This is a genomic window from Achromobacter sp. CF-sbj1-Ac2-l (genome assembly GCF_052698165.1).
Map to the genome: position 1 here is coordinate 145,008 of NZ_CP199855.1, position 11,387 is coordinate 156,394.

11 protein-coding genes are annotated in these 11,387 nt (G+C 67.8%); 3 read left to right on the forward strand and 8 right to left on the reverse strand.

The window, feature by feature from the left end; genetic code table 11:
* Positions 1-82: 82 nt before the first annotated feature.
* Both ACUDCK_RS00645 and argS read right to left on the reverse strand, forming a co-directional pair.
* Complete coding sequence (locus ACUDCK_RS00645) at positions 83-799, reverse strand: SPOR domain-containing protein (RefSeq protein WP_049070479.1); 717 nt, start codon at positions 797-799, stop codon at positions 83-85.
* A gap of 9 nt (positions 800-808) precedes the next feature.
* Positions 809-2,509: an arginine--tRNA ligase gene (argS, locus tag ACUDCK_RS00650; protein WP_049070481.1), complete on the reverse strand. Its 1,701-nt coding sequence runs from the start codon at positions 2,507-2,509 to the stop codon at positions 809-811.
* A gap of 308 nt (positions 2,510-2,817) precedes the next feature.
* On the opposite strand from argS, the gene ACUDCK_RS00655 reads away from it, so the two are divergent.
* A complete protein-coding gene (locus tag ACUDCK_RS00655; protein ID WP_054433931.1) occupies positions 2,818-3,162 on the forward strand; it encodes a DUF1840 domain-containing protein in 345 nt (114 codons plus the stop codon).
* A gap of 81 nt (positions 3,163-3,243) precedes the next feature.
* On the forward strand, positions 3,244-3,561 hold the full coding sequence (locus ACUDCK_RS00660) for a hypothetical protein (RefSeq protein ID WP_006386976.1): 318 nt from the start codon (positions 3,244-3,246) through the stop codon (positions 3,559-3,561).
* A gap of 64 nt (positions 3,562-3,625) precedes the next feature.
* On the opposite strand, the gene ACUDCK_RS00665 is transcribed toward ACUDCK_RS00660, so the two are convergent.
* From ACUDCK_RS00665 to ACUDCK_RS00690, 6 genes are all read right to left on the reverse strand, one after another.
* Entirely contained in the window at positions 3,626-4,426 is an 801-nt protein-coding gene (locus tag ACUDCK_RS00665) for a carbohydrate ABC transporter permease (RefSeq protein ID WP_006386977.1), read from the reverse strand.
* The gene (locus ACUDCK_RS00670; RefSeq protein WP_026384938.1) at positions 4,423-5,298 is read right to left on the reverse strand and encodes a carbohydrate ABC transporter permease; all 876 of its coding nucleotides are present in this window, start codon (positions 5,296-5,298) and stop codon (positions 4,423-4,425) included. Before ACUDCK_RS00670 ends, ACUDCK_RS00665 begins: the two co-directional genes overlap by 4 nt.
* Positions 5,299-5,311: 13 nt before the next feature.
* On the reverse strand, positions 5,312-6,607 hold the full coding sequence (locus ACUDCK_RS00675) for an ABC transporter substrate-binding protein (RefSeq protein WP_054504378.1): 1,296 nt from the start codon (positions 6,605-6,607) through the stop codon (positions 5,312-5,314).
* A 33-nt stretch (positions 6,608-6,640) separates the two neighbouring features.
* Entirely contained in the window at positions 6,641-7,696 is a 1,056-nt protein-coding gene (locus ACUDCK_RS00680; RefSeq protein ID WP_175167283.1) for an ABC transporter ATP-binding protein, read from the reverse strand.
* A 123-nt stretch (positions 7,697-7,819) separates the two neighbouring features.
* Entirely contained in the window at positions 7,820-8,617 is a 798-nt protein-coding gene (locus ACUDCK_RS00685) for a phosphodiesterase (protein WP_175167282.1), read from the reverse strand.
* A gap of 36 nt (positions 8,618-8,653) precedes the next feature.
* The gene (locus ACUDCK_RS00690) at positions 8,654-9,667 is read right to left on the reverse strand and encodes a LacI family DNA-binding transcriptional regulator (protein ID WP_054419491.1); all 1,014 of its coding nucleotides are present in this window, start codon (positions 9,665-9,667) and stop codon (positions 8,654-8,656) included.
* A 317-nt stretch (positions 9,668-9,984) separates the two neighbouring features.
* On the opposite strand from ACUDCK_RS00690, the gene ACUDCK_RS00695 reads away from it, so the two are divergent.
* On the forward strand, positions 9,985-11,313 hold the full coding sequence (locus ACUDCK_RS00695; protein WP_445659284.1) for an amidase: 1,329 nt from the start codon (positions 9,985-9,987) through the stop codon (positions 11,311-11,313).
* The last annotated feature ends 74 nt before the right edge of the window (positions 11,314-11,387 follow it).

Genomic DNA, 11,387 nt, shown 5'->3' on the forward strand with positions numbered 1-11,387 from the left:
GGGTGAGGTTCCTGAACAAAGAGGTTACAGACAGGGCCAGGCCCGGATTAGTTCAATCAAAAACCATGATGCGGGCGCCGTGTTACTGGCGCACCACCGCCGTTTCGATCTTGTTTTCGCCCAGGCGGCCGCGGGCGCGGTTCATGTCGTCCAGGCGGGCGAACGGACCGACGCGCACGCGGTTGATCGGCTTGCCGTTGACCTCGGCTTTCTGCACCGCCACCGGCAGGCCCAGCAGGATGATGCGGGCCTTGAGCGATTCGGCGTCGTCCTGGCCCCGGAAGGCGCCAGCCTGCAGGTAGTACGAGCCATTGGCCGACGCGGTCGGGGCGGCGCTGGCGACCGGCGCCTTGGCTGCGGGGGCCGGGGTCGGCGCCACCTTGGCGATGGGCGTGGGCGGCGCGCTGGCGGCCGGCGCGGGGGCGGCCGCGGGCGTGTTGTTGGAGGTCGGCAGGGTGGCGATCAGCGCGCCCAGGTCGTCCGACTTGCCCGCCGGCGCGGTGCCGCCCGCGCCCGGCAGCGGCGCGGGCGCCGTGGCGGTCGGGCCGGTGGGCGGGGAGCCCGCCGCGCCGTCGCGGCCGTACAGGCCGGCGTTGGGATCCGGCGCCTGGCGCGGATCGGGCAGCTTGCCGGCGTCGCCCTGGCGGGTGGCGCGATCGACAAAGGGCACGGGCGCCTTGGTGACGTAGAACGCCACGACGGCGGCGACGATCAAGCCGAGGAGCAATCCGGCCAGCGCCCCGTACAGGGTGCTGCCGCTTTCGCCGGACCGGCGGGTGGGTTTGCGCTTGGTGGCCATGTACCGATGTTACATCCGCTCGGGGGCGGACACGCCCAACAGCGCCAGGCCGTTGGCCAGCACCTGGCGCGTGGTCGCGGCCAGGCGCAGGCGCGCCAGCTTGAGCGCGGTGTCGTCGACCAGCACGCGCTCGGCGTTGTACCAGCCGTGGAAGTCCGCGGCGCAGTCGCGCAGCCAGAAGGCGATGTGGTGCGGGGCCAGTTCCTGGGCGGCCAGCGCCACCACGTGGGGGAACTCGGCCAGGCGCTGCATCAGCGCGAATTCGCTGGGGGCGGTCAGCAGGGAGGCGTCGGCAGCGGCCACGTCGGCCGCGGGCATGCCGGCGTTGTTGATCACCGAGCAGATGCGCGCGTGGGCGTACTGGATGTAATAGACCGGGTTCTCGTCGCTCTTGGACAGGGCCAGGTCGACGTCGAACACGAATTCGGTGTCGGCGCGGCGCTGGATCAGGAAGTAGCGCACGGCGTCGCGGCCGACCCAGTCGATCAGGTCGCGCATGGTGACGTAGCTGCCGGCGCGCTTGGAGATCTTGACCTCCTGGCCGCCGCGCATCACCTTGACCATCTTGTGCAGCACGTAGGACGGGTAGTCCTTGGGAATGCCCTCTTCCAGCGCCTGCAGGCCGGCGCGCACGCGCGCCACGGTGCCGTGGTGGTCGCTGCCCTGGATGTTCACGGCGCGGTGGAAACCGCGTTCCCACTTGGCCTTGTGGTAGGCCACGTCCGGCACGAAATAGGTGTAGCCACCCTCGCTCTTGCGCATGACGCGGTCTTTGTCGTCGCCCGTGCCCAGCTCGGTGGTGCGCAGCCACAGCGCGCCGCCTTCTTCATAGGTATGGCCGCCGGCGATCAGCGCCTTGACGGTGGCCTCGACCCGGCCCGAGGTGTACAGCGAGCTTTCCAGGTAATAGTTGTCGAACTTCAGCCCGAACGCCTGCAGGTCCAGGTCCTGCTCGCGGCGCAGGTAGGCCACGGCGAAGGCGCGGATGTCTTCCAGGCTGTCGATGTTGCCGGTGGCGGTGACGGGCTCGCCGTCCGAGGCCTGGATGGTCTTGCCGGCCTGGAAGTCGCGGGCGATGTCCAGGATGTAGTCGCCCTTGTAGCCGTCGGCGGGCCACTCGGGCGAGTCGGTCGTCAGGCCGCGGGCGCGCGCCTGCACGCTGATGGCCAGGTTCTCGATCTGGTTGCCGGCGTCGTTGTAATAGAACTCGCGGGTCACATCCCAGCCGATGGCGTCGTACAGGCGGCACAGGGCATCGCCCAGGGCGGCCTGGCGGGCGTGGCCGACGTGCAGCGGGCCGGTGGGGTTGGCGGACACGAATTCCACCAGGATCTTCTCGCCGCTGCGGGCGGCGCGGCCGAAGGCCTCGCCCTGTTCGGCCACGGCCGTGATGACGGCCTGGCGGGCGGCGGCGGTGACGCGCAGGTTGATGAAGCCGGGACCGGCGATTTCCGCGCTTTCGACCAGGTCGCGGGCGCCCGGCAGGGCCAGCAGGGCCTCGACGATGGCCTGGGCCAGTTCACGCGGATTGCGCTTGGCCGGCTTGGCCAGCTGCATGGCCACGTTGGTGGCGACGTCGCCGTGGGCGGCGACCTTGGGGCGCTCCAGCAGCACGTTGGCTCGGGCCGCATCGGCCTGGGCGTCGGGCAGGCTCTGCGCGACGGCGGCCTGGATCAGGGAGATAAGCTGTTTTTGTTGCTCGGGGAGCATGGGCGTCTGGAGAAGTTCTGGGTGGGTGACGAGGGCGGCGGGCCGTGGGCTCGCGCGCGGCGCCAGCGGGCGGGATCGGCCGGCTGGCGGGCCTCGGGGGCATGACCGCGCGAGGCGCCGGATTCTCGGCCGCCGCGGATCCTGCCGTCACGGGAATCTCCTGAATCATAGCTTGATTTGGCGGCCGTTACCGCGCGGGGGCGCGGCCGGCCGGGCCGCCCGCCGACCCTCGCCCGGGGGCGCCAGTTGGCATCCCCAGGGTGTTGCGGTAGTGTATTGAGGGTATTCAATCCGTAGGAGACCGGAATATGCTGATTACGTTTCACTCCAAGGTCGTGGCCGAAGTCCTGATGCTCACCGACCACGCCGGCGTCCTGCTGCAAGCCGCGGGCAAGTCCTTTGGCGACAAGATCCCCGAGCGCGGCGTGTTCACCGTCGACCAGCTCGGTCCGGCCATCCAGGGTATCGAACGGGCCATTGAAGAATCCCAGGGCAATCCCGCCGAGGACGAGGAAGACGAGGACAAGCCGGCGGTGGCGCCCATGGCGCGCGCGGTCGGCCTGAAGGAGCGCGCCTTCCCGCTGCTGGACATGATGCGCCAGTCGCAGGCCGCCGGCGCCGAGGTCACCTGGGAAGTCTCCCGCGGCTGGTAAGCCAATGTCGCCGGACGGACAATCTGCCCGGCGTTTTTTGCCTACCCTTTGCGGCTGACGCCATTTCAAGGAATCCCCGCCATGCGCAGCGACATCACCATCGTTTTCGACACCCGGCGCTCGCTGGACCTGTCGGCCAACGTCGAACCCAGCCCGCAGCGCCAGAACGACGCCCGCGACTGGTTCGACGGCGCCTGGGAAACCCTGGGCTGTGAACCCCTGCGCCCCAGCGGCAAGGTGCTGCTGCTGGACAAGGTGCTGGGCGTGGCCGACGCGCTCGGCTACGACATCCTGTCCACCGACGCCAAGGAAGCCCGCGAGTTCGCCGAGCACCTGGCGCTGGCGCTGGAACGCCCGCGCATCACGGTGGACCTGCCCGGCCTGACGGTCGGCTACTGACCGCCTGGCCGCGTCAACGAAAAGACCCCGCACAGCGCGGGGTCTTTTGCTTTCCAGGGAAGGCTCAGCGGATGCCGGCGCGCATGAACGATTGCACGAACTGGCGCTGGAACAGCAGGAAGGCAATCAGCAGCGGCGCCGCCGACATCAGCGTGGCGGCGGTGATCACCGACCAGTCGATGCCCTGGTCGGTCGACGAGAACACCTGCAGGCCCACCGTCAGCGGCCGCGATTCCACCGAGTTGGTGATGATCAGCGGCCACAGGAAGTTGTTCCAGTGGTGGCTGACCGACACCAGCCCGTAGGCCACGTAGATCGGCTTGGCCAGCGGCACGTAGACCTTCCACAGCACCTGCAGCGCGTTGGCGCCTTCCATGCGCGCGGCCTCCTCCAATTCGCGCGGCACCGTCTTGAAGGTCTGGCGCAGCAGGAAGATGCCGAAGGCCGAGGCGAAGTACGGCAGGCCGATGGCGAACACCGTGTCGCGGATGCCGAGCTGGCTCATGGAGCGGTAGTTCTCCACCAGCAGCACGTCCGGCATGATCATCAGTTGCAGCAGCACCAGCATGAAGACGAAGTCGCGCCCGCGGAACTCGAAGCGCGCGAAGGCGTAGCCGGCCAGGGTCGACAGCACCAGTTGCGCCGCCAGCACCATCGTCACCAGCAAAAACGTGTTGGCGAAGTAGCGCGGGAACGGCGCGGCCTGCCAGGCCCGCGCGAAGTTGTCGAGCGTGAGGGGCGCGAACAGGTCGAAGCGGGTGGCGTAGGCCGGCGGGTGGAACGCGGCCCACACGGCGTACGCCAGCGGCAGGATCCACAACAGGCCAAGCGCCCACGCGCCCAGGGTATCGAGCTTGTCTTTCATTGGTAGTGCGTCCTGCGGTCCAGCCAGCGGAACTTGACCAGCGCCGTCAGCGCCAGCACCACCAGCAGCACGACGGTCAGCGTCGCGGCGTAGGCGGTGTCCCAGAAGCTGAAGCCGACCTGGTAGATGTAGTACAGCAGCAGCGTGCTGGCGTTGTCGGGCCCGCCGCGGGTCATGACCACCACGTGGTCCACCAGCCGGAAGGCGTTGATCAACGCATTGATCAGCACGAACAGCGTGGTCGGCATCAACAGCGGCCACAGCACGCGCCGGAAGTACTGCCAGCGCGAGGCCCCTTCCAGCATCGCCGCCTCGCGCAGCGACGGCGACACCGTCTGCAACGCGGCCAGGTAGAAGATCATGAAGAAGCCGGATTCCTTCCACACCGTCACCAGCATCAGCGCCGGCAGCGCGGTTTCGCGGTTGCCGAGCCAGTTGGGACCGGGCGAGCCGAACAATTGCATCACCTGCGCGATCAGGCCGTACTGCGGGGTGTAGAAGAACAGCCAGATATTGGCCACCGCCACCATAGGCAGCACCGTCGGCGTGAAGTACGCCATGCGCAGGAAACCGCGCCCGCGCAGGTTGCGGTTGACCCACAGCGCCATGACCAGCGCGATGCCGATCGAGGTCGGGATGGTGCCCAGGGCGAACCACAGGTTGTTCCAGAGCGATTGCCAGAACACCGGGTCGTCGCGCATGACGGCGTAGTTGTCCAGCCCGACGAAGCGGGCCGGGCGCGCGCCCTTGGGGGTGGAATAGAAACTGTGCCAGAGCGTCGCCAGCGCCGGGTAATGCGTGAACGCGGCGAGCAGCACGATGGCTGGCAGCAACAGCAGCCAGCCATAAAGCGCATTCAAGGAGCGGCTCATCGTGCTTGCGGATTTACTTGTAGGAACGCAGTATGCGGTCGGCTTCGCGCTGGGCGTCGGTCAGCGCCTGCTGCGGCGTCTTCGACCCCGTCAGCGCCGCCTGCAGGGCGTCGTTCAGGGTCTTGGTGACGCGCTGGTTCTCGTGGGTCGAGAATTCGGCCACGCTCACCTGCAACTGGTCGCGCGCCACGGCGGCGGCCGGCACTTCCTGCGCGTACTTCTTCATCTTCTCGGTCTGCCAGGCGGCCGGCGTCACGGCCACGTAGCCGGTGGCGATGCTCCAGTCGGCGGCGCGCTCGGGCGTGGTGGCCCACTGCGCGAACTTGAGCGCGGCCTGCTGTTGTTCAGGCGTGCCGCTCTTGAAGATGTAGAAGTTGCCGCCGCCGGTCGGGCTGCCGCCGCGCTTTTGCTGCGGCATCATCGCCACGCCGAACGGGAAGTCGGCGTTCTTGCGGATGTTGGTCAGGTTGCCGGTGGTGGTCCAGATGATGGCGGCCTTCTTTTCCAGGAAGTCCTTGGGCGTGGTGCCCCAGTCGATCGTGCCGGTCGGCATGACCTTGTGCTTGGCCGACAGGTCGCGCCAGAACTGCGCGGCCTCGACCACGGCGGGCTTGTCCAGGTAGACCTCGTTGCCGGCCTCGTTCATCAGGATCGCGCCGTTGGGCGTGGTCAGGGCCTGGAACAGCCAGTAGGCGAAAGCGCCGCCCGACGGGATCTCGATGCCCCACTGGGTGGTGTTGCCGCTGGCGTCCTGCTTGGTCAGCTTCTTGCCGTACTCGACCAGCTCGGCCCAGGTGGCCGGCGCGCGCTCGGGATCCAGGCCGGCGGCCTTGAACAGATCCTTGTTGTAGTACATCACGATGGTCGAGCGCTGGAACGGCACGCCCCAGGTGTGGCCGCCGGTGCGGCTGTTCTGCATGAAGGCGTCGTAGAAGCCGCCCAGCCATTTCTTGTCGGCGTCGCTCTTGGCCAGGCCGTCGATCGGCACGATGGCGTCTTCGTCGATCAGCGTGAACATGTCGGTCGACAGCAGCACGGCCAGTTGCGGCGGCGTGCCGCCCTTCAGGGCGGTCAGCGCCTTGGCGATCGAGTCCTGGTACGAGCCGGCGTAGATCGGCTTGATCTTGATGCCGGGGTTTTCCTTCTCGAAGTCCGTCACCATGTCATCGACGATCTTGGTGATCGGGCCGCCGACGGCGACCGGGTAATAGAACTCCACTTCGACGGGCTTTTGCTGCGCCTGCGCGGGCAGCGACAGGCAGGCGGCGGCAAGGCTGGCGGCCAGGGTCTTGAGTACGATGCGTCGCATGATTGCGTTTCCTTTCCTGTGGATTGGGCGTCTTCAGCGCCCGACGGTGTCGATGACCGCCGAGTCGGCGGCAAAGAAATGCTGTTGTTCGGCCGGCCACGACAGGCGCAGCGCCTCGCCGGCGCGGGCCCGCAGGTGCCCACCCACGCGCACCGCCACGCCGCCGCTATCGCCGATGCGGCAGACCACGATGGAATCGGCGCCGAAGTACTCCACGCTTTCCACGGTGGCGGCGATGCCTTCGTTGTCGATGCGGATGTGCTCGGGCCGCACGCCCAGCTTGGCGGCGCCTTCCGGCGCGCCGGCGATGGCCGGACTCTGGGTGCCGGCGATCACGGTGGCGCCCTGGAGCGGCATCAGGTTGATCAGGTTCATGGGCGGCGTGCCGATGAAGCGCGCCGCGAATTCGCTGGCCGGACGGGCATACAGGCCGTCCGGCGTGTCGTGCTGTTCGATCTGGCCGCCGCGCAGCAGCACCACCTGGTCGGCCATGCTCATGGCCTCGGTCTGGTCGTGCGTGACGTACACCATGGTGATGCCCAGGTCCTGCTGCAAGGCGCGGATCTCGCGCCGCATCTCGTGGCGAAGCTGCGCGTCCAGGTTGGACAGCGGCTCGTCCATCAGGCACACCGGCGCTTCGGAAATCACCGCGCGTCCCAGCGCCACACGCTGCTGCTGGCCGCCCGACAGTTGCGACGGTTTGCGGTCCAGCAGATGGCCCAGGCCCAGCAGCGAAGCCACGCGCTGCAGGCGGCGGTCGTAGTCGCGCGCCGGTTCCTTGCGCACCTTCAGGCCGAACAGGATGTTCTCGCGCACCGACAGATGCGGAAACAGCGCGTACGACTGGAACACCATGGAAATGCGGCGCTTGGCGGGCGGCAAGTGGGTGACGTCGCGGTCGCCGATACGGATGGTGCCGGACGTGGGCGTGTCGAGCCCGGCGATCATGCGCAGGGTGGTCGACTTGCCGCAGCCCGACGGGCCCAGCAGCACGGTGAAGCTGCCGGCCGGCACGGTGAAGCTGACGCCGTGGATCGCGGCCGCGCCGCCGTATTGCTTGGTGAGGTTATCCAGAACGATGGATGACATGCTGTCTCTTGGATCTAGTTTTCTGATCCGTCTGCGGCGCGTGCGATGAAAACCTTTTCATTGTGCAGCGCAAACATGACGGAGATATGGCAGGGCTTAGTGTTTGTAATCGAGATCGGGGGCTCAGGCGAAGGGATATGGCCCGGGGTATTCCCCAATCACGGCGTGGTGGGTGACCAGCGCGCCATCGTGCCACCAGTGCAACTGGTAGCCCGGCGGCTCCATGATGTATTGCAGCGTCGGTCGGGGCCCCAGCTCCAGCGCCAATTGGTGCGCGGTGCCGGGACAGGTCGAGGCAATGGTGCCGCCGAAGCGGCGGAAGATGGTGCGGTGCAGGTGGCCGCACAGCACGCGCTCGACGCGCGGATAGCGCGCCACGATGCGTTCAAGTTCCGGGCCGCCCGCCAGCAGACCGATGTCGTCCATGTGCTCGATGCCGGTCTGGAACGGCGGGTGATGCATCAGCACCAGCGTCGGCCGGTCGGGTTGCTCGGCCAGCCGCGCGGCCAGCCAGCCCAGGCGTTCGTCGCACAGCTCGCCGTGGCTCTTCATCGGCACCACCGTGTCCAGCGCCAGCAGGCGCAGCGGATACGTTTCCACCGCGTATTGGATGAACGGCCCCTGGCCTTGCAGGTAGCCGTGGTCGGGGAAGGCGGCGCGCAATTGCGCGCGGTCATCGTGGTTGCCGGGCAGCAGGAAATAAGGAATTTCAAGCGCCTGCAGCTGGTCGCGCAGCGCCTGGTATTCGTGCGGACGGCCCAGGTCCGTCAGGTCGCCGGTGATCAGCACGCAATCCGGGCGCGGCGCCAGGGCATTGAGCGCGCGCACCGCCGGGCCGAGGAAGGCGGCCGGGTCGATGATGCCGTAGGCCTTGTCGCCCGGTGTGCGCATATGCAGGTCGGTAATCTGTGCGATGAGCATGACGCGTGTCTCGATCGTTATTTTTGTGGATGAAGTTCAGCGGCGCACCGGCGCCGCGGTGCCGCCGACCACGATGCAGTGCGGCAGGCGATTGGATTGGGGCGGCTGGCCGTGGATCTGCGCCAGCAGGTTGGAGCAGGCTGCCTGGCCGATGCCGTCGCTGGGTTGCGCCACCGTGGTCAGCGGCGGCGTCAGCAAGGCGCCGAAGCGCATGCCGTCGAAGCCGCAGACGGAAATATCGGACGGAACCGACAAACCTAACGCCACCAGATCGGCAATCACCGCGGTGGCCAGCAGGTCGTTGGAGCAGAACAGCGCCGTCGGCGCCTGCTTGCCGCGCAATGCGGACTTGAGCGCCTCGGCATCGCTGCCGGTGTGCGAACCCATGGCGATGTGCTGGATCGGTTCCAGTCCCAGCTTCTTGGCGCAGGCGCGCGCGCCCGACAGGCGGCGGCGGGCACGATCGGAGGCCGTCAGCGGGCCGGTCACGATGGCGATGCGGCGATGTCCCAGCGCCGCCAGGTGCGACACCATGTCGATGGCGGCCGCGCGATTGTCGACCGAGGCATAGGGGTGGTCGGTGGATTCGTTGTAGACCAGCACGTAGGGCATGCCGGCGCTGTCCAGGTCGTCCAGCGTGGCGCTGCGGGCCGCGTCGGCCACCGTCAGGATCAGGCCGTCGACCTGGTGGTCGATCAGGCCCTGGACCGCGGCCGATTCCACCGCCGGGTCATAGCCGGTGGCGGTCAGCATCACGCTGTAGCCGGACTCGCGGGCGCGCCGTTCGGCGCCCTCGAAGCACTCGGCGAATACCGGATTGGACAGCGTCGGCAGAATCAATCCGATCGTGCGGGTGCTGCCCGAACGCAGGCTGCGGCCGACGCGATTGGGCCGGAAGCCCGCGCGCTTGGCGATGGCGCGGATGTGCGCCAGCGTATCCGGATGAACGATTTCGGGCTGGTTGAACGCGCGCGAAACCGTGGCGGGGGAAACCCCCGCCTTGCGGGCCACTTCGATGATGGAAAAGCGGGGCGATGCGCGCGACGCCATGGCTACATTGCTGCCGGTTTGCTGAAAACGTTTTCATCTTACAAGACAAATATGACCTTTGTGTTGCACCCGTTTGCGCTATGCTGATAACAACGCAACAACATAAGGCCAAGGCGCGGCGTGCCTCGAAATCCCTGTGAAAACCTGGTTTTTTCAGTGGTTTTCCCAATTGACGCGGCGCGCACAATGGCTGGGTTTGTCATGACGGGCGCGCATCATGCTGCGTCCCGTATCGGGACAAACCCCAGGGTCAAGGGGACCGGGTGCGGAAGTCAGTACCGCGCATATCGCGCGGCACCGGGATAGAGGAAAGGATCATGTCTACTGCCTTAAACAGACTTGGCGCGCTTGAAGCGGCGCGCAAGCTGCAACGGCGCGAATTGACCGCGGTGCAATTGGTGCGAGCCTGCTTTGCGCGCATCGAGCAACGCGAAAACACCATCCATGCCTGGACGGCGCTGCAAAAGCAGGCTGCCCTGGATCACGCGGAAGCCCTGGATCGCAGCCCCCTGCGCGGCCCGCTGCATGGCCTGCCGATCGGCGTCAAGGACCTGTTCGACACCGTCGACTTGCCCACCCGCTACGGGTCTCCCATCTACGAGCGCCACCATCCCGGGCTGGACGCGGCCGCCGTGGCGCTGTGCCGCCATGCCGGCGCCATCGTGATCGGCAAGACCGTCACCACCGAATTCGCCACCTACCAGGCCGGCCCGACGCGCAATCCGCGCAACGAGGCCTACACGCCCGGCGGCTCCTCCAGCGGCTCGGCCGCGGCGGTGGCCGACGACATGGTGCCGTTCGCGCTGGGCTCGCAGACCGCGGGTTCCATCATCCGCCCCGCTTCGTATTGCGGCATCGTCGGCTACAAGCCCACGTTCGGCGCGATCCCTCGCGCCGGCGTGAAGAGCCTGGCCGAATCGCTCGACACCGTGGGCGGCTTTGCCCGCTCGGTGCCGGATGTGGCCCTGTTCGCTTCGGTCCTGATGCGCGATCCGCGCCTGCTGAACCTGAGCTACGACGCCAAGCCGCGCATCGGCATGTACCGCAGCCTGCAATGGCGCCACGCCCAGTCGGAAACCAAGGAAGCCTTCGCCCAGGCCGCCGCCACGCTGTCGCGCGCCGGCGCCCATGTCGAAGAGGTGCCGCTGCCGCCCGAGCATTGCATGCTGGTGCAACTGCACGCGGACATCATGGCGTTCGAATCTTCACAGTCGCTGGCCTACGAACGGCTGGAACACGCCGCGCAGCTCAGCCCCAAGATCCAGGCGATTCTTGAGGCCGGCGCGCAGATCTCCGCCGAGGAGCACATCAAGAATCTGGCGCGCGCCGCGGAATCGCGCGCGCGGGTGGACGGCTGGTTCGACAAGTACGACGTGCTGCTGGCGCCCGCGGCCAGCGGCGAGGCGCCGTTCGCCGACCTCGGCACGGGCGATCCGCAGTTCTCGCGCGCCTGGACCCTGTTCGGCCTGCCGTGCCTGAACCTGCCGTTCGCCACCGGCCCGCAGGGCCTGCCGGTGGGCCTGCAACTGATCGGCAAACGCTACGACGACCACCGCACCGTGGCGATCGCCGCCTGGATCCACGAGCGGCTGCTGGCCGCGCGCGAGCCCGACATCGGCGCCTCCGACATGTGGCCGCGCGGTTGACCCGACCCGCTGCGCCTGTGGTGGCGCGGTCGAATGCGTCGCGCAAAAGAAGAAAGCCCGCCGGATAAAGGCGG